The organism is Microbacterium galbum, assembly GCF_032464915.1.
GTDB lineage: Bacteria > Actinomycetota > Actinomycetes > Actinomycetales > Microbacteriaceae > Microbacterium > Microbacterium galbum.
In genome coordinates, this window is record NZ_JAWDIS010000003.1 from 431,955 (window position 1) to 450,010 (window position 18,056).

At 71.1% G+C, this 18,056-nt stretch carries 12 protein-coding genes and 1 tRNA gene; 7 read left to right on the top strand and 6 right to left on the bottom strand.

The window, feature by feature from the left end:
- Window positions 1-32 precede the first annotated feature (32 nt).
- Both RWH45_RS14870 and glsA read left to right on the top strand, forming a co-directional pair.
- Entirely contained in the window at window positions 33-2,540 is a 2,508-nt protein-coding gene (locus tag RWH45_RS14870) for an acyltransferase family protein (RefSeq protein WP_315995656.1), read from the top strand.
- 57 nt (window positions 2,541-2,597) lie between these two features.
- On the top strand, window positions 2,598-3,542 hold the full coding sequence (gene glsA, locus RWH45_RS14875) for a glutaminase A (protein WP_315995657.1): 945 nt from the start codon (window positions 2,598-2,600) through the stop codon (window positions 3,540-3,542).
- A 102-nt stretch (window positions 3,543-3,644) separates the two neighbouring features.
- On the opposite strand, the gene def is transcribed toward glsA, so the two are convergent.
- Window positions 3,645-4,211 carry a peptide deformylase gene (gene def / locus RWH45_RS14880; RefSeq protein ID WP_315995658.1) on the bottom strand — a complete coding sequence of 189 codons (567 nt, stop codon included), beginning with the start codon at window positions 4,209-4,211 and terminating at the stop codon, window positions 3,645-3,647.
- A gap of 41 nt (window positions 4,212-4,252) precedes the next feature.
- On the opposite strand from def, the gene RWH45_RS14885 reads away from it, so the two are divergent.
- From RWH45_RS14885 to RWH45_RS14895, 3 genes are all read left to right on the top strand, one after another.
- Window positions 4,253-5,215, top strand: a complete 963-nt coding sequence (locus RWH45_RS14885) for a DMT family transporter (RefSeq protein WP_315995659.1) — start codon at window positions 4,253-4,255, stop codon at window positions 5,213-5,215.
- 20 nt (window positions 5,216-5,235) lie between these two features.
- On the top strand, window positions 5,236-6,180 hold the full coding sequence (locus tag RWH45_RS14890) for a methyltransferase family protein (RefSeq protein WP_315995660.1): 945 nt from the start codon (window positions 5,236-5,238) through the stop codon (window positions 6,178-6,180).
- Window positions 6,181-6,258: 78 nt separating this feature from the next.
- Window positions 6,259-6,332, top strand: a tRNA-Ile gene (locus RWH45_RS14895).
- On the opposite strand, the gene RWH45_RS14900 is transcribed toward RWH45_RS14895, so the two are convergent.
- Window positions 6,330-6,560, bottom strand: coding sequence for a hypothetical protein (locus RWH45_RS14900; RefSeq protein ID WP_315995661.1), 231 nt, complete (start codon window positions 6,558-6,560; stop codon window positions 6,330-6,332). The genes RWH45_RS14895 and RWH45_RS14900 overlap by 3 nt on opposite strands.
- 121 nt (window positions 6,561-6,681) lie before the next feature.
- Here RWH45_RS14900 and RWH45_RS14905 point away from each other — a divergent pair, with 121 nt between their 5' ends.
- Window positions 6,682-7,548: a zinc-ribbon domain-containing protein gene (locus RWH45_RS14905; RefSeq protein ID WP_315995662.1), complete on the top strand. Its 867-nt coding sequence runs from the start codon at window positions 6,682-6,684 to the stop codon at window positions 7,546-7,548.
- A 71-nt stretch (window positions 7,549-7,619) separates the two neighbouring features.
- Here RWH45_RS14905 and RWH45_RS14910 read toward each other — a convergent pair whose 3' ends face one another.
- Window positions 7,620-8,708, bottom strand: a complete 1,089-nt coding sequence (locus tag RWH45_RS14910) for a substrate-binding domain-containing protein (protein WP_315995663.1) — start codon at window positions 8,706-8,708, stop codon at window positions 7,620-7,622.
- Between the two features lie 254 nt (window positions 8,709-8,962).
- On the opposite strand from RWH45_RS14910, the gene RWH45_RS14915 reads away from it, so the two are divergent.
- A complete protein-coding gene (locus RWH45_RS14915) occupies window positions 8,963-14,326 on the top strand; it encodes a fibronectin type III domain-containing protein (protein ID WP_315995664.1) in 5,364 nt (1,787 codons plus the stop codon).
- A gap of 140 nt (window positions 14,327-14,466) precedes the next feature.
- Here the strand turns inward: RWH45_RS14915 and RWH45_RS14920 are convergent, their stop codons facing one another.
- The 3 genes from RWH45_RS14920 to RWH45_RS14930 all read right to left on the bottom strand — a co-directional run bounded on the left by RWH45_RS14920 (window position 14,467) and on the right by RWH45_RS14930 (window position 17,895).
- Entirely contained in the window at window positions 14,467-15,285 is an 819-nt protein-coding gene (locus RWH45_RS14920; RefSeq protein WP_315995665.1) for an SDR family oxidoreductase, read from the bottom strand.
- Between the two features lie 187 nt (window positions 15,286-15,472).
- Complete coding sequence (locus tag RWH45_RS14925) at window positions 15,473-16,498, bottom strand: CNNM domain-containing protein (RefSeq protein ID WP_315995666.1); 1,026 nt, start codon at window positions 16,496-16,498, stop codon at window positions 15,473-15,475.
- Window positions 16,495-17,895: a hemolysin family protein gene (locus RWH45_RS14930; RefSeq protein ID WP_315995667.1), complete on the bottom strand. Its 1,401-nt coding sequence runs from the start codon at window positions 17,893-17,895 to the stop codon at window positions 16,495-16,497. Before RWH45_RS14930 ends, RWH45_RS14925 begins: the two co-directional genes overlap by 4 nt.
- Between the last annotated feature and the right edge of the window lie 161 nt (window positions 17,896-18,056).

Sequence of the window (18,056 nt, forward strand, 5' to 3'; positions counted from 1 at the left end):
CGGCCGCTTCCCACCGGTCGGAAGGGACTCCCGTGACCGCTGGTGCCCCGCGCGTGCGCCGCGACCTCCAGGGGCTTCGAGCGGTGGCCGTTCTCGCCGTCGTCGCGACGCATCTCACGGGGTGGCCGCGCGGAGGGTTCGTCGGTGTGGACGTGTTCTTCGTCTTGTCGGGGTTCCTCGTGACCGGCATCCTTCTCGCCGATCTGCGCGCCGAGGGGACCGTTCGCCTGGCAGCCTTCTTCGCGCGGCGGGTGAAACGCCTGCTCCCCGCGGCTCTGCTCGTCATCGGCGGGGTCGTGGCCGTGGCATCCGCGCTCTTCTCCGCCACCCGGGTCGATCGCACCCTCGGCGACGCCCTGGCCGCGGTGGGCCTGGTGTCGAACTGGCGCTTCGGGCTCGAGGGCCGCGACTACTTCGCCACCGGCGACGTCTCACCCCTGCAGCACTTCTGGTCGCTCTCGGTCGAAGAGCAGTTCTCCCTCGTCTGGCCCCTCCTGGTGCTGCTGGCGGTGGCGCTCCTGCCCGCAGCTGCCCGTCGCGGACGCATCGCCCGCGCGACGATCGCGGTCCTCGCGCTCGCGGTCGTGGTGGCATCCGGTGCCGCCGCCGTGATGCTGACGCCGGGCGACCCCTCGTTGGCGTACTTCTCGACCGTCACGCGGGTGGGGGAACTCGCCGTGGGTGCGGTGCTCGCCGCGAGCGCCGGCCCGCTCTCCCGCGTCCCGGCCCCGATCGGCGGGGCAGGGGCCTGGACCGGTGTGGCGGTCATCGTCGCGGCGTTCTTCGTGGTGGACCCCGCCGCTCCCTTCCCCGCGCCCTGGGCGGCGCTGCCCGTAGCCGGTGCTGCTCTGGTGATCGCGGGCGGAGTGGCCGGCGACCCGCGTCACCGCCATCTCTTCGTGTTGACCAATCCCCTCTCCGTCGCCCTCGGCGACATGTCGTACTCGCTTTACCTCTGGCACCTCCCGGTCATCGTCTTCGCCGGCGTGGTGCTGACGCCGGGGCCGGCGGCCCTCGCGATCACCGCTCTCGCGATCGTCGTCCTCTCGGTCGCGACCTTTCTGGGCGTCGAGCAACCACTGCATCGCCTGCCGTGGCCGCGCGGTCGACACGTCGCCCTCGAGGCCCCGGCCTCGGCGCGCACCACCCCCGCCGCGCGACCCACGACCGCCGCGCGCACCACCCCGGCCGCGCGCACCACCCCCGCCGCGCGACCCACGACCGCCGCGCCTCCGGCGGCCGCCGCGCCTCAGGCCCGTGTCGGCGCCCTCGCGTCGCGTCCCGCGGGCTGGGTGCCCGGTCAGCGGTACTACCCGGGCGCGCGACCCGCCGCCCGCGCCGAGGTCGAGGCCGCTCTTCCCGCGTCCGAGGAAACCGCCTCCGCCGAGCGCTCCGCCCCCGCGGCGCAAGCGCCCCCGGCCGCCCCCGCCGAGCCGGGTCGTGCGACCGCCTCGCCCGTACGCACCCCCGCCGCGACCTCCTCGCCCGCGACCGGCGCCCCGACCACGGTCCCGTCCACCGCCGAGGCATGGGCGTCGTGGCGCTCTCGTTTCGCCCCGCGCGTCGGAATGGCCCTCGCCACCCTCGTCATCGGCGCCGGCGCGACCCTCCTCGCCGTCTTCGCGACCTACGGCGCCCCCACCCTTCCGGGCATGCCCGTCGCCGCGCCGGCCCCGGCCGAGGTCGACGCCGTGGCCGGAGACGCGCTCGCCACGCTGCAGAGCGACCTCGCGGCCGCGACGACGGCGAGCACCTGGCCCACCCTGCATCCGTCGCTCGACGACGCCATGCGCGACTCGTCGGCCGCCAACCTTGCGCACGACTGCTTCACCCCCGATCGTGCCCCCGATCTCCGCGGCTGCACGTGGGGCGATCCCGGCGCCGCGCACCACCTCTACCTCGTGGGCGACTCCAGCGCGATGGCCTACGCGCCCGCGTTCGCGCGTCTGGCCGACGAGAGCGGCGGCGCCTGGCGGGTGACGACCGTCGGCATGTACGGATGCCGTTTCACCGACGTCCTGATCGAGAGCCGTGACCCCGCGGTCACGGCCGGCTGCGGCGCACGCAAGAGCGACGTGGCGGCGATGGTGGCGTCCGACCCCGCGGATCTGCTCGTGGTGTCGAACGCGTTCACCCTCGCGCGCACGATCGACGGTCGGGACCTGAACGCGGGCGAACTGGCATCCTCCACCGCCCGGGAGGTCGCCGGCTGGGCTCCGCCGGGACGCACCGTGTATCTGGCGCCTCCGCCGCACGGCGCCGACCTCGGCCGGTGCTTCTCGCCCATCATGGGACCGGCATCGTGCCTGTCCGCCGTCGACGACGTCTGGACCGCCATGGAGGAGGCGAGCGAGAAGCAGGCGGCGTCGACCGGCGACGCCGCGATCAGCGCGCTGCCCTTCACCTGCTGGCAGGGGGTCTGTCCCGCTTTCGCCGGCGACACCCCCGTGCGCTACGACGACACGCACGTGACGCCGGCTTTCGCCGAGCGCCTGACCCCGATCCTGCGCGGCGAACTGGCGGCGCGCGGCCTCTACTGACCGCCGGAAAGCGCAATCGCCCGCGCCTGCGCCGGAGAGGGCTGCGAGGGTGGGGGAGTGACCCCTCCCGCATCGCCGTCTCCTGCCGACCCCTCCCGTTACGACGTCGAGGCGCTGCGCACGCGCCTGCGCCCCCACCGCGATGGTCGGGTCGACGACAGCATCCCGGCTCTCGCCGCCGCCGACCCCGACCTGTGCGCCATCGCCCTGGCCCTGCCGGACGGCAGCGTCCGCGGCAGTGCCGAGGCCGGTGTTCGCGTCAGCGTGCAGTCGGCGGTCAAGCCGTTCCTGTTCGCTCTCGCGCTGCTCGACACCGATGGCGGTGCCCTGGAGCGCGTCGGCATCGAACCGACGGGGGAGTCCTTCGACGCCATCACGCTCGAGACCGGCACGGGTCGTCCGCCGAACCCGATGGTCAATGCGGGTGCGCTGCTCACGGCATCCCTCGTCGACGGCACGGGCCCGGAGGGGCGGATGCAGCGGATCGCGGCCGGGCTGGCGGCATTCGCCGGCCGCGAGCTCGACGTCGACGACGAGGTCGCCCACGATGAGCACCTGCGGGGTGACCGCAATCACGCCCTCGCCCACCTCCTGCGCGCGGAAGGCGTGCTCGACGCGTCGGCCGACGACGCCGTCGCCGTCTACGCGCGGGCGTGCGCGACGCTGGTGGATGCCGAGACCCTCGCCATCATGGGCGCGACGCTGGCGGGAGGCGGCGTCAACCCGCGCACGGGAGACCGCGTGATCCCCGCGCGCGTCGCTCGAGACGTCGTGTCGGTGATGGCGACGTGCGGGATGTACGACGGATCGGGACGATGGATGCGGGCGGTCGGTGTCCCGGCCAAGTCGAGCGTGTCGGGCGGGATCGTCCTCGCCGCACGCGGCGGTCTGGGAGCCGCGATCATCAGCCCGCCGCTGGACGCTCAGGGCACGAGTGTGCGAGGACACGTGGCGAGCGAGCTCCTCAGTGAGGACCTCGGGCTGCACGCCTTCGGCGGGTGAGGTGCGGGGCGGTCCCGGGCGCACGACAGCAGACGAGGCCGTCGGTCGGCCGCTCGTATGGTCCGGATCGCGTCCCCCGGATGCCGGGACCGGCGGGGACGGTCAGGCGTCGATGTCGTCGACGCCCGGCATCCACGAGGCGCCCGGCTTCCCCCACTTGCGCTTCTTCGCGATCTTGGCGACCACGCGCGCGTCCTCGTCATCGAGACGGTCGATGTACAGGATGCCGTCGAGGTGATCGAATTCGTGCTGCAGGATGCGTGCGCGCCACCCCGACACCTCGATGCGCACCGCGTGGCCGTCGAGGTCGGTGCCCGTGAGCACAGCGGCCTCCGACCGGCGGAGCGGGAAACGCTCGCCGGGGAACGACAGGCACCCTTCGCTCTCGTCGTCGGGGTCGGGGTAGCCCGGCTCGAGCGGACGGATCCACAGCTCCGGGTTGATCACGACGCCGCGCCACGGGAGACCCTCGTCGTCCTCGTACGTGTACGTGAAGATCCGCAGACCCACGCCCACCTGGGGGGCGGCGAGGCCGACGCCGGGGGCGGCATCCATCGTCTCGAACATGTCGGCGACGAGCTGACGCACCTCGTCGGTGATCTCGTCGACGCGGGAGGCGGGAGCGTGCAACACGGGATCGCCCATGATGCGGATCGGGAGTACGGCCACGTCACCAGCCTATCCAGCGGGCGGACGGCTATCGTCGAGGGGTGATCCCGCTCGATGCAACCCTCAGCGACGGAATCGACCAGCTCGTCGGCGTGTTCCGCGATCCGCGCATCCTGCTCGGCATCCCGCTCGCCCTGCTGGGTGCGGTGTTCATGTCGTTCGGGGCGCAGTACCAGCACCGCGGGGTGCAGAAGGTGGAGCGCCTGTCGGGCAAGACCACCGGGGGGCTCTCGCGCTCGCAGCTCGCCTCGTTGCTGACGCGCCCGTCGTGGGTGGCGGGCACGCTCATGCTGGGCCTCGCGATCGTCTGCCAGCTCTCCGCGCTCTCGGTGGCGCCGCTCATCCTCGTGCAGCCCCTCGGCGCGATCGCCCTGGTCATCACGACCGTGCTGAATGCGCGCGTGTCGCGCCACAAGCCGACCAAGCAGTCGCTGTTCGCAATCGCGCTGTGCGTCGGCGGCATCTTCATCTTCGTGACGATCGCCGCGTTCTTCGCCACCGAGCACGTCATCACCGAGCGCGAACTGCTGATCATCCTCGGCATCCTCGCCGTGGTCGTCATCGTGTTCGGCGTGTTCTGGGTGCTCATTCGTCGTCGCGCGCAGGCGCTGTTCTACATCATGGCCGCGGGCGTGATCTACGGGTTCGTCGCGACGCTCGCGAAGGTCGTCATCAGCCGCGCCCAGGCCGGCAACTTCGAGTGGCTGACGCTTCTCTGCCTCGTGGCGCTGCTCGCCGCGGTCGCGGTCGGCGCGTACTTCGTGCAGACGGCCTACTCGGTCGGTCCGCCCGACCTGGTGATCGCGGGACTGACCGTCATCGACCCCATCGTCGCCGTGCTCATCGGCCTGCTCGTCCTCGGCGAGGCCTCCACGGCCCCCGCCTGGGCGCTCATCGGGTTCGTCATCGCGGGGGCGATCGCCACCTGGGGCGTCATCCAGCTGACGAAGCACCACCCGCAGATCACCGCCGACGGCAAGCCCGCCGCACCGCGCGTGCACTGACGAGGCGACGGGATCCGGCGGTGTCGTTGCGTTCGCCGACCGCACGCCTGGCCGGTCGCACGTACTTCGCGCTGCAGGCGGTGGCCGGCGCCGCCTGGTGGGTGTCGGTGTTCACCGTGCCCTTCGTCCGTGAAGCGACCCTCGGCGGGCTCGACCCGGTCGTTGTGGCCGTGGTCGACATCCCGCTGTTCGTCGTGTCGTCCGCCCTGGCCGCCGTGCTGCCGGGCCGGGCGTCACGGGTGGCAGCGGGAGCGGCGACCGCCTGGACCCTGGTGGTGACGGCCCTCCTCGCGCTGTACGCGACGTTGACGACCCTCGCCGGGGTGGGGGTGATCCTCATGATCGCGGCGAGCGTCGCCTCCGTGGGCGCGTGGCTGCTGCTCGTCTTCGGCCGCATCCCGACCTCGCTGCTGCTGGTCGGTCCGTTCGCCTTCCGACCGGCTCGCTCGCGCGCGACGCCCCTGGCCCACGTCATCGCGACGGCCACGCAGATCGTCGTGTTCTGGGGACTCTTCCTCGTCGTGTTCCCCCTCGTCATCCGTTTCCTCGAGGAGCGGTGGCGGCTCGTGCTGCCGCTGCCCCACGGCGTGGTCATCACGGGGGTCGCGGTCGTGGTCGCCGCCAGCGCCCTCGGGCTGTGGTCGGCGGCGGCCATGACCGTCAAGGGGGACGGCACGCCCCTGCCCTCCGCCATGCCGAACCGTCTGGTGGTGGCGGGGCCGTACCGTTTCGTCCGCAACCCGATGGCGCTCGCGGGCATCGCGCAGGGCGTGGGGGTCGGACTGCTGATGTCATCGTGGATGGTGGTCGTCTACGCTCTCGCGGGCTCGCTCGTCTGGAACTACGCGATCCGCCCCCACGAGGAGTCCGACCTGGCCCGCGCCTTCGGCGCCGACTACCTCTCCTACGCGCGCGACGTGCGGTGCTGGATCCCCCGCCTGACGCCGGTGGGCTCTCGGCGCTAGCCGCGCGCGTCACGGAGGGCGCCGGCCGCGACCGCTTTCGAGATCGGCATCCGGATGCCGGTAGGCTCATTTCCGCTGGGGGCGGTGGCCAAGCTGGTCAAGGCAGCGGGCTCATAACCCGACGATCGTGGGTTCAAGTCCCACCCGCCCTACTCCTCCCCTCGGGGCTCACGCGGGTCCGGCCCCTCCGGGGCGTGCGCGCGAAGGAGCTCGACACCGAGCCGCACGCCACCGGCGATCACCAGGGCGAGCCCGAGAGCCATGATGTTCCACCGCCACAGCCCGTCGGTGTCGAACAGCGCGACCGCGGCGAAGGCGATCACCGCGGCGGTGCACAGCCACATCGACAGCGGGACGGATCGGCGCGGGGGACTCGTCATCACTCGACACTAGGCGCCTACACCCGGCCTCGCCTCCGTCCCGCGGGGGAGCCGGCTCCCGCGCGCCGGCGATTCCGCGGCTCTTCCGTCGGTGTCGGAGGTCGGCGCTACCGTCGGGCGCGTGCCGGAGAGAGTGCAAGCGTGGTGGGCCCGCAGGCAGTGGTCGAAGGGGCTCGAGGTGCCCTACCCCCTGGGGGCGTACCGCGCGGCCTGGGCCGCGTTCCCGGCTCTCGTGCGGCAGTATCATCCCGATCTCAACGACGGGATCGCGCTGAGCCAGGTCCCTCCCGCCGCCGACGTCCTGCTGCTCTGGCAGTGCGACGCCGGACACCGGTTCGCCGCCACCCCGGCCGAGCAGCGCCTCCGCCCAGGGCGGGAGCGCCGTCGCAGCGCGTGGTGCCCCGACTGCAGCGAGCGGGCGAACCCCACCCGCGCCGTGGCGCTGCCCCTGCGCGATGACGTCACGAAGCCCGCGGTGTCCGCCAACGCGGTCCTGCGGGCGCGACGCGCCCCGCGCCCGCAGCGTCTGTGCGGCAAGACGCCCGACGTGACCGTGGGGGAGGCGTTCGTCTCGGTGTGCGCTCCGAAGCCCGCCTCCGCCGTCGAAGGGCGGGTGCGCGCTGACCTGCGCGAGCGGCTGAACCTGAGCGAGGAGCTGAACGCGGTCCGCGTGGCGCGGCCGTTCTTCGATCACCTGGAGGTGTGGCCCGACTTCGTCTTCCCCGAGCTGCGCATCGCCGTCGAGTACGACTCGATCGGCAGGCACGGCCTCGAGCACGTCGGTCGTCGCGAAGACGCCGATCGGCGCAAGGACCGCGCGCTCCGCGGGGCGGGGTGGGAAGTCGTGCGGCTGCGCACCGGGAGGCTCGAGCCACTCGGCCCCCACGATCTGCAGCTAGCGAGCTGGAACCGCGCGGCGCTCGATCGATTGGTCGAGGCGTTCCGCGGCATCCGGGGGTCTTTTCTCGTCGACGCTTACGTGCGCTGACCCACCCGCGGCGCGACGGCGTTCGATGGAGCGTCCGTCGAGGCGCACGTGGCGAGACGAGCGCCGATCGCTCAGGTCGACTCGCGCGTGTGCAGCACGGGGAGGACGTACGTCCGCTGGACCGGCCGGCTCGCTCCCTCGCTCAGGCGTCCGACCATGGTCTCGACAGCGAGACGTCCGACGTGCTGCTTCGAGGGGCGCAGGGCCGTGATCGGCGGTTCGGCGCTCTCCGCGACCTCGTCGTCGTAGGCGAGTATCGCGAGGTCTTGGGGAACGTGCCAGCCGTGGTCGCGCGCGTACTGCTGCACGAGCACCGCCTGCGGGTCGGAGTGCACGAGCAGCGCTGTGGTGCCGGTGGCGCGGCACTGGGCGAGCAGGTCGGCCACGACCGCCTCGCGGGCGGTGCCGTCGAGGGCGTCGAGCGAGGCGTCGACGTCGACGGGGCAGTCGAGCCCGAGTTCGGCGAGCGAGCGTTCCCATCCGCGCCGCAGCTGCGACGAGGTGGGCGATCCCGCCGAGGTGAGGATCCCCACGCGGGTGTGTCCGCGCGTCGCGAGGTGATCGGCCGCGAGCGACCCGCCGAAGACGTGATCCGTCGTGACCCATTCGAGCTTCGTGAGGGCGAGGGCGGATGCCGCCCGGCGTTCGGCGAGCACGACGGGGAGCGGGAGCGACTCGAGCCAGTGCAGGAAAGCCCGCCCGTCGGCGCCGGTGGTCTCGGGGGCGACGATCAGGCCGTGGAGGCTCCCCGAGTCGACGAGCGAGGCGATCTGCCGCCGCTGATCGGCGACCGAGTAGCTGGCGCCGCGCAGCACGAGCTGCACACCGAGCTCGGTGGCGGCGGCGCGGGCGCCGACGATGATGTGCGGCCAGTAGTACGTGAGCGACGGGGTGACCATTCCGACCCGAAAGCGGATGGGCGCCGACGTCCGAGCCTCGGCGGGAACGCTGGTGTCGAGCCGGCTGCGCAGCGTCGCTCCGCCGTGCACCCGGGTCAGCAGTCCACGGTCGGCGAGTTGGCCGATGTCGCGCCGGATGGTCAGCTCGGCGACGCCGAGATCGCGGGCGAGGTCGGCGACCCTCACGGATCCGGTGCGGCGAAGCTCGTCGAGGATGCGTTCACGGCGCGACAGTCCGAAGGGCGGAGAACCTGCGCTCATGATCGGCCAGCGTAGGGCGATGTACGTATCGATTCAAGAGTGATCGAACGTGTTCGTTTTGCTTCCGCGCGACATACCTGGTGACCGACGATGTGGGCGGGCACACGGGCGTGCCCTGCGGCGATCGGAACGGACCGACGCTGCGCCCCCGTCGAAGGAGACTCCCCATGGTCACGGCACCGATCCCCCCGGTTCGACCTCATCCCCGTCCTACGGTCCGCACTGCGGCGGCGGCCGCACTCGTCACGGCGACGATGATCGGCGCCCTTCTCGTTCCGACCGCGGCACAGGCGGCCGGCGCCGATCCCGTCACCGTGACGGTGCGCGGCAGCGACGTCGCCGCGGCGGCGAAGAACGTCAACGGTCTGACCTTCAAAGGCTTCGGGGTGCTCAGCGCGAACTCGACGAGCGCCCTGCTGCTGGACTACAAGTCGCAGCACCCCGAGAAGTACTGGGAACTCATCGAGACGCTCTTCGGTGGCGACCATCCGATCATGAACACCGTAAAAATCGAGATGGGCAACGACCGCAACACCTCGACCGGAGCGAACGCCTCGACCATGCGCTCGCGCGACGAGTACCCCAACGTGCTCCGCGAGCCCGGATTCCAGCTCGCCGCCGATGCGAAGACCGTCGCGCACGGTCCGGTGCACGTCAGCATCCTCCGCTGGAACCGCCCGACGTGGGTGACGAACCACCAGGACCAGTACGTCTGGTTCAAGAACACCACCCTGGCTGCCTACCGGCAGTTCGGCTACATGATCGACTCGATCAACCCCGACGCGAACGAGACCTCGAACCCCGACCTGCAGCTCTATAAGGACTTCTCCGGGTGGCTGCGGAACGACACGAAGGGCTACGAGGGCGCCACCGCGGGCGACCCGAACAACGGCTTCGCCTCGCCGACCGAGCGCGAGCTGTACACCTCGATCCGTACGATCGCCGGCGACACCGTCGGCACCCCGCCGGTCGCCCTGGGCGATGCGATGACCGGCAGCGACTCCTCGTTGCGTGACGCCGTCGATATCGTCGGCTTCCACTACAGCAGCGCCGACGACCGCAACGGCAACATGAAGAAGATCGCCGAGCAGCTCGATCGTGAGGTGTGGAACTCCGAGGGCCAGTCGACGTTCTCGAACTCCGCCGACCGCCCGAACAACACCAACAGCAACGAGCAGGGCGGGGTGGGCACCTCGATGGGCGGCCCCGGCAGCGCGCTCGAGATGGGCAACTGGGTCACCACCGGCTTCTCGGCGTCGCGCCGCACGCTCAACATCTTCCAGCCGGCGATCGGGTCGTTCTACGACGGCTTCCAGTACTCCTCGAAGGAGCTCGTGAACGCCCGTGAACCCTGGTCGGGCTGGATCTCGTACGACGGCGGCCTTGCGGTGCTCGAGCAGTTCACGCAGTTCGCCACGCTCGGGTGGGAGAACGACGACAACACCGCGGGCATCTGGCGCGCGATCCCGCAGGCCTCGGGCAGTGAGCTCGGCACGGGCAACCCGCCGAGCGGCGCCCGTTCGGGCGGGGCGTCGTACACGACCCTCGCCGACCCCGACGGTGCGGACTTCTCCACCGTCATCGTCAACGACAGCTCGTTCACCAAGACCTACCGCGTCGCCGTCGACGGGATGCCCCTGGGCGACGACAGGACGCTGGAGGTGTGGGAGACGCGCGCGGCCGACGCCGGGCAGGCGGCGGATGCCAACTACGTCCGCCCCCTCGCCGAGATGGCGCCCGCCGCTGACGGGAGCTACACCGTCACCGTGAAGCCGTGGTCGACGGTGACGGCCACGACGCTCGATCACGCCGAGACACGCGATGGCGAGATCGCGCCGCGCGAGGGCTTCGGACGCACCGCCCCCGCGACGACGGAGTACACCGCCACCGACGGCGGCCGCGACGTGCTCGATACCGATTCGACCGGCGACGTCAACGGTGTGGTCGACGACGGCTACCTGTACGCCGACGACTTCGACTACCGCGGCACGGGCGACGTGCAGGGCTACGACCCTGACACGCGCACCCTCGTCGACAGCGGCGAGGGCTACCTCTCCAGCAGGGGAGCGGCCGACAAATCGTCGGGCACCCCGAGCGTGCAGGCCGAAGACCAGGGTGCGACCCCGCGCTACACCAACGACACGAACGGCGCCTTCGAATCCGTCGCGACCTCCGACGCCGCGCACGGGCGCGTGCTGCGCCAGCAGATCGATTCGGGCATGGCCGGCGGCGCATGGAACGGCGGTGACCCCAAGACGACCATCGGCGACGCGCGGTGGGCGAACTACGTGGTCGGCGCCGACGTGATGTTCGAGGCCGACGGGGCTCAGTACGCCACCATCGGCGCGCGCGAGCAGGGCGGCACGGCGAACGGCCAGGCGGTCTCGGCCGCCGAGCTGCGCGTCGAGCCCACCGGGGCGTGGGCCCTGCAGCGCTACGGCACGGTGATCGCCACCGGCAACACCTCGACGACGGCGGGCGTCGACTTCCGCACCGGCTCGGGCGTGTGGAACCGCATCGCCCTGAAGGTGGCGGGAGAGGTCTACACCGCGCAGATCAATGGGGTCGAAGTGGCCTCGTACACGGATGCCGCCCCCCAGGCGACCGGACGCATCCAGCTCGGATCGAGCTTCAGCTTTGTGCGCTTCGACAACCTCACCGTCGAGACGGTGCCCGGGTACACGCCGTACTACACCCAGATCATCGACGGCATGCACCAGACCAGCTGGAGCGACACCTCGGCATCCGTCCTGCGTTTCGACGACGGGTGGAGCCATGTCAACGGCCAGGGCATGTACGAGTGGCAGCGCACCGCCTCGAAGAGCACCCGACAGGGTGCGACCATGGCGTACACGTTCGCGGGGACCGGTCTCGACATCGTCGGCACCAACTCCGGAGCTCCGACCCTCGACGTGATCGTCGACGGCGAGCAGCTCGTCGCCGCCGCACCGACGCTGGCCGCGGGCAGCGAACGCACCGCGTACATGCTGCGGGGGCTCCGCAACGGCACCCACACGGTCGAGATCCGCACCGCGAACGCCGACGCGCTGAACGTCGACGCGGTGGGGGTCGTGACCGCGAACGCCGACGCGAGCAAGGTCGACACCTCGGCTCTGGCCGCGCGCGTGGACACGGCACGCGCCCTCGACGAAGACGAGTACAGCGTCGACTCGTGGGCGCGGCTTCAGTCGGCGCGCGACGCCGCTCGCGACGCGGTCGCCGATCCGGGAGCGTACGGACTCGACGCCGAGGGCGCCCGCGCTCTGGAGGCGCGTCTGGCCGTCGCCGTCGATCAGCTCACCCCGCGCGACGTCAGCGACGACGTGAAAGACGTCGGCACGCTCTCGATGACCCTCCCCGCTCGCACCCTCCCCGCGACGGTGTCGGTCGAGGGCACGGATGCCGCGATCACCTGGACCGCGGGTTCGGTGAGCGCTGCGGGCTCCGCCGCCGAGCTGAGCTCGTTCACGGCCACCGGACGCACGTCGGAGAAGACCGCCGCCGGCGTGTACCAGCGCATCACCGCGTCGGTGCTGACCCTGCCGGCCGATCTGACGTACTTGATCGACTCCGGTTCGTCGGGCGCGGCCGCCGGCTCGGTGTTCGCCACGGCGAAAGCGGCGTTCCCCGACCTGCGCAACGACAGCGCCGACCAGAAGTGGGACGGCACCAGCTCCGCGGCGACCTGGGGCTACGCGACCACCGCGACGACCGTCGCGGCGGGTTCACCGACCGATTGGGGCTCGTCGTACCTCGGCGCCGACTTCAACAAGCCGATCGTCTACAGCCTCACCCTGCCCGCCGGCTCCTACAACGTGGTCGCCGTGCAGGCTCCGCGGGCGGGGCTGACGACCAACGTCTACAGCAAGGTGCGGGCTCCGGGCGCAGCCGAGACCACGCAGTCCGCGGTCTCGAACGGCGCGGCCACGCCGGTCGCCCAGCGCATCACCCTCGCGGCGGACGGTGTCGTGCGCATGGAGTTCGGCACCACGGGGACGTCGGGTTACAACGCCCGCCTCGCCCTCGTCTACGTGCAGGCGCTTCCGCGCGATCTCGGCGTGGTCGGCACGCTGAAGGCCGACGACGAACTGCCCGCAACGGTCCCGGTCGACGGGGCCGACATGGCCGTGACCTGGGATGCCGACTCGGCCGCCCAGAAGCGCACCGACCTGCAGAAGCTGGTGTTGACCGGGCGCTTCACCGAGGGCGGTCAGAAGGTGGTCGCCGCCTATGAGGTGATCCCCTCGGGGCTCGTCTACTACATCGACTCCGGAACCGGCACGACGCCGTCGCCGCAATTCACCGCGGTCCAGAAGGCCGTACCGACGCTGCGCAATGACGAAGTCGATCAGGTCTCGACCTCGGCGGGCGAGTGGGGATACGTCGCCGACGGCATGAAGGTGAAGGGCTCGACCGACATCACCGACAAGTTCTCGACCGGGCTATACCAGGACACCACGCGACTCACCTACCGCCTCCCGCTGCCCGCGGGGCAATACACGCTGACCGGCGGGTTCACCGAGTGGTGGGGTCTGAACCGCACGATGAATCACACCGTGTCGGTCGGCGGGACCGAGCTCGCCAAGGGCAATGTGCCACTGACCGGGGTGAGCGGACCGCTGACGGGCGATCTGACATTCACCCTGACCGAGGCGGCGACGGTCGACTACGTGATCACCAACGAGGGCGCGGGCAGCGAGAAGCCCGTCATCTCGTGGCTCGCCGTGAGGGACACCACCCGCGCGACGGCACCGCAGAAGGTCACCGCCACCGCGGCATCCGACACCTCGATCACTGTCGCGTGGGAGGCGCCGGCGCAGATCGGCGCGGCGCTGTCGGGCTACCGGGTCTACGAGGCCGGCGCCACCGAGCCGGTGTGCGAGGTGGCCGAGACCACTTGCACGCTGTCCGACCTCGCGCCGGGTTCGGCGCACGCCTTCGAGGTGGCGGCCGTCAACGCCGTCGGCGAGGGAGACCGCTCGGCCGCGACGTCGACGATCACCCTGCCCGAGGTCCCGTCGAACGACGGGGCCACCGCCGCCCCGGGCACGGGCGTGCTCTCGTCGAACGACGGCTGGGACACCGGCCTGAAGGACGGCACCTTCCAGCTCACGATGAACCTGTGGTGGGGCTCGAACGGCTCGCTGTTCAAGCTGTACCGCGACGGGGAACTGGTCGCGACAATGCCCCTGACGATGGCGACGCCGAATGCGCAGAAGAGCGTCGTCGACATCGCCGGGCTCGGCAACGGCACCTATCAGTTCACGGGTGAGCTGGTGAACTCGAAGGGGACGACGGCGACCAAACCGCTCACGGTGAAGGTGACGGATGCCGCCCCGGGAGCGCCCGTGCTCTCCTCCGACAACAGCGACCGCGACGGCGCGTACTCCCTGACGGCGAACCTCTGGTGGGGCACGAACGCGACCTCGTACCGCCTGCTCGAGAACGACGTCGAGATCGCGTCGGGCGCGCTCACCGCGGCGACCCCGGCCGCGCAGAAAGTGGTCGTTCCCGTCACCGGCCGCGCGGTCGGCACGTACACCTACACCATCGAGTTCGCGAACGCCGGAGGAGCGACCACGAGCGCTCCGTTGAGGGTGGTGGTGGTGGCGAAGTAGAGCGGCGCGAGATCGCCCCACGGGTGCCTGCTCGGGCGCCCGCGGGGCGGTTCACGTGTACCGGGGCGCATCCCGTGCGAGGGGCGGTCACCGGACGCCCCACTGCACGGACGGCGCCCCGGAAGGCGCCGGACTCGCGATTACGAGCCGTGCGCCTCTTCGGACACCGGCTGCCATTCGCGCCACGTCTGCAGACGCGACTCGTAGTCGCGCTCGGCGATGCCGAGGGGCGCCTTGCCGAAGAAGATGCGCAGCGGCGGGTTCTCGGCATCCACCACCTTCAGGATCGCGGAGCGTGTGGCTTCGGGCTTACCGGGGTCGTTGGCCGACGGACGCTTGGCCGCCTCCTCGCGCACGGCGGAGTACGCGTCGATCTCGTCGCTGCGCTTGGCCGACGGACCCGACCAGTCCGTGGAGTACCCGCCGGGCTCGATGAGGGTGACATGGATGCCGAAGCCCGCGACCTCTTGCGAGAGCGACTGCGACAGTCCCTCGAGCGCCCACTTCGACGCGTGGTAGGCGCCGACGGTCGGGAACGCGCTGATGCCGCCGATGCTCGAGACCTGGATGATGTGGCCCGAGCCCTGCTCCCGCATGATCGGAAGAGCCGCTTGAGTGACCCACAGCGCGCCGAAGAAGTTCGTCTCGAGCTGAGCGCGCACCTCGTCTTCGGTGAGCTCCTCGACCATGCCGAAATGCCCGAAGCCGGCGTTGTTGACGACCACGTCGAGTACGCCGAACTTCTCGTGCGCCTTCCGCACGGCGTCGATGTCCGCCGAGCGGTCGGTGACGTCGAGCTGCAGGGGCAGGAACGTGTCGGGGTGGGAGTCGACGAGCTCCTGCACGTCGTCGAGGTTGCGGGCCGTTCCGGCGACGTTGTCGCCGCGCTCCAGCGCCGCCTCGGCCCATTCGCGGCCGAAGCCCTTGGATGCACCGGTGATGAACCAGGTCTTGCTCATGGATGTCCTCCGAAGAGATGAGGGGGTGAATGCGGGCGACGGTACGCCGCGTTCCTCATCCCTCCGGACGGCTTGACAGCCCGACCTGACTCTCGCGCTCCGGCATCACCCGACCGGTTCGGGGCGGAATCCTCGCCTCGGGGCGCGCGATTCTCGCCCTGAACGGAAGGATCCGCCCCGAACCGAGTCATCCCGCGGCGACGACCTCGGGCTCGCCCGGCCCGGGCAGGATCTCGCGCAGCAGGTCGTCGAGCGTGACGACGCCGACGAGCCTCTCGCCCTCGACCACGGTCGCGAGCTGCACCCGTCCGCGGCGCATGCGGGCGAGGGCGTCGTAGGCGGATGCCGAGGGCTCGAGCAGCAGCGGATCGCGGGCGATGTCGCGCGCCGGCGTCGACGGATCGATGGCAAGCGTGTCGCGCACGTGGATCACGCGAGACGCCGCACCCGAGCCCACCAGGATGCGCAGGTGCGTGGACGACGCCGCGACGGCCTGGACGTCGGCGACCGTGGCGTCCATCGCAACGGCCGTGGGGGAGCGGTCGGTGCGCACGATGTCGCCCACGGTGAGCGTGCCGAGCGCGATCGCCTGGGCGATGGGTTCGGAGTATTGCTGCTCGAGCGTGCCCGCCTGACGCGAGTGCGCGACCAGTTCGCGGATCGTGTCGGCGTCCTGCCCACCCGCCGCGGCCTTGTCTACGGGCTCGACGCCCGAGGCCTTCACCAGGCGGTTCGCGATGTGGTTGATCCACAGCAGGAACGGACGCAGCGGCCAGGTGAGCGCACGGGCCAGGATGCCGGTGGCCTTCGCCGCGGTCTCGGGGTGCGCGATCGCCCACGACTTCGGCGCCATCTCGCCGATGACCAGGTGCAGGAACGTCACCACGATCAGCGCGAGCATGAACGCGATGATGTCGGCCAGGACGTAGGGGAGACCCCACGCCTCGAACACCGGGGCCAGCGCGTAGTCGATCGCGGGCTTCGTGATCGCTCCGAGCAGGAACGTGCAGGCGGTGATGCCGAGCTGCGCGAACGCGAGCATGACGGTGAGCTCGTTGACCCCGCGCAGGGCCGCGCGGGCGGACGCGCTCGTGGCGGCCTCCTCCTCGAGCCGGTGACGACGGGCCGCGAGGAGGGCGAACTCGACGATGACGAAGAAGGCGCTCGCGATGATGAGCGCGGCCGTGATGAGCGCGACGGTCCAGCCGTTCATCGGGCCACCTCCTCGCCGTGGGCCGGGCCGTCGACGGCGGCGGCATCCCGATCCACCTCGTGCAGCTGCACGCGCAACTGCGACGGCACGTGACGGTCGACCTCGACGACCTCGACCGCGAGCCAGCGCTCGTAATCGAGTCCCTGCACGGTCTCGGACGCCCGCTCGGGCAGGTCGATCCGTACGACCCCGCCGACGGGCGGGAGGTCGCCGTGCGTTTCGATCACGAGACCCGCGACGGTCTCGACGTCGCTGTGGGCGAGGTCGTGACCGATGAGCCTCTCGAGCTCGTCGAGGTGCAGGTCGCCCGGTACGCTCCACGCGTCGTCGCCGACAGCGGACACCTCGGCCACCTCGGCGTCGTGCTCGTCCGAGAGCTCGCCGATGACCTCTTCGGTCAGGTCCTCGATGGTCAGGATGCCGTCGAAGTTGCCGTACTCGTCCACGACGCACGCCAACTCGTTGCGCGTCTGCCGCATGCGCTCCAGGGCCACCGGGAGCAGCATCGATGTCGGGATGACGACCGCCGACCGCATGACGGATGCCACCGGCGCGGCATCCGCGGAATCCTCTCGGAGGATGTCGATGAGCTCGACCACGCCGACGGGGGAGTCCTCCGCGCCGATCACGGGGTAGCGCGTGTGGCCGGTGGCCATGAGAGCGCGCACCTCGCCGACGGTGGTCTCGGGCGTCACCGATCCCACCTGCGATCGCGGCACCATCGCATGCTCGACGTCGCGCTGGGGGAAGTCGAGGATGCGGTCGATGATCATCGACAGGTCGTCGGGCAGGTCGCCGCTCTGGCGCGACTCCTCGATGATCGCTTCGAGGTCTCGCGCCGTGGCGCTCTCGTCGACGTCCTCGAGGGGCTCGATGCGCAGGAGGCGCAGAAGCGCGTTGGCCGCGACGTCGAACACCGTGATGAGCCAGCCGAAGAGCAGCAGGTAGATGCGCGTCGGCACGGCGAGGGCGCGCGCGAGCGGCTCGGGGTTCGCGATCGCCAGGTTCTTCGGGTAGAGCTCGCCGAAGATCATGGTGACCACGGTCGCGAGCAGCAGCGCGCCGACGGTTCCGATCAGCACGGACACGGCCGGGTCGACGCCGACGCCGCCCAGCAGCGTGCCGATCGACTCGCCGATCAGCGGCTCGGCGACGTACCCGATGAGCAGTCCGGTCACCGTGATGCCGAGCTGGGCACCCGACAGCATGAACGACGTGCGCTTGGTGATCGCGAGAACACGTTTCGCTTGCGCGTCGCCCTTCTCGGCCCGCGCGGTCAGCCGCGCCCGGTCGACGGACATGTAGGCGAATTCCTGCGCGACGAAGAATCCGCAGGCGACGATGATCGCCAGGGTCACGATGATCCCCAACAGAAGCGTCAGGGCCGCAGCCAGCATCAGATCTCACCCCCTCTCGAGAAGAGGGGGCTCGAAGATCGGCCCTCCTGGTCGGGGGAGGTGCGGTGATGGCTCACGGGTTTCTCTCTCGTGGGTCGGATGATCGCAGATCGTGACCCAACTTAGCGACCCTGTCGTCGGACAGCCTGGGCATTCGCCGC

Coding starts and splice junctions, on each gene's coding strand:
- RWH45_RS14900 (WP_315995661.1), bottom strand. CDS start 6,560: ATGACGAGTCCCCCGCGCCGATCCGTCCCGCTGTCGATGTGGCTGTGC.
- RWH45_RS14910 (WP_315995663.1), bottom strand. CDS start 8,708: ATGAGCGCAGGTTCTCCGCCCTTCGGACTGTCGCGCCGTGAACGCATC.
- RWH45_RS14915 (WP_315995664.1), top strand. CDS start 8,963: ATGATCGGCGCCCTTCTCGTTCCGACCGCGGCACAGGCGGCCGGCGCC.
- RWH45_RS14920 (WP_315995665.1), bottom strand. CDS start 15,285: ATGAGCAAGACCTGGTTCATCACCGGTGCATCCAAGGGCTTCGGCCGC.
- RWH45_RS14925 (WP_315995666.1), bottom strand. CDS start 16,498: ATGAACGGCTGGACCGTCGCGCTCATCACGGCCGCGCTCATCATCGCG.
- RWH45_RS14930 (WP_315995667.1), bottom strand. CDS start 17,895: ATGCTGGCTGCGGCCCTGACGCTTCTGTTGGGGATCATCGTGACCCTG.